Source organism: Flavobacterium xizangense, from assembly GCF_054075145.1.
In genome coordinates this window covers 1-250 of the sequence record NZ_JBSIPG010000225.1, presented here as the reverse complement: position 1 = coordinate 250, position 250 = coordinate 1, and the positions used below count along the sequence as shown (strand labels likewise).

Annotated in this window: 1 protein-coding gene; it reads right to left on the bottom strand. The window is 38.4% G+C overall.

Annotated features, from left to right (window positions below; translation table 11 throughout):
• Positions 1 to 250, bottom strand: a 250-nt coding sequence (locus tag ACWA1B_RS23205; RefSeq protein WP_456911031.1) for a phosphate acyltransferase, incomplete at both ends; no start/stop codon positions are given.

The window sequence follows — 250 nt, the reverse complement described above, 5'->3', positions numbered from 1 at the left end:
AGAACCAAAGTTTGAGAATGAAACCATTGCAATAACAGGCTCAACACCAAACATTTTAGCCGTCTTAGCCGTCATAATGGCAATATTAACAAGGTCTTGAGCAGACGGATTAATATTGATTGCCGTGTCTGATAAGAACATTGGTCCGCGAGACGTAAGCATCATGTTAGTAGTTGCAATTAAAGATGCATTCTGTGCTTTTGGAATCAATTGCATCATTGGTTTTACAACCGAAGGATAACTTCTTGAA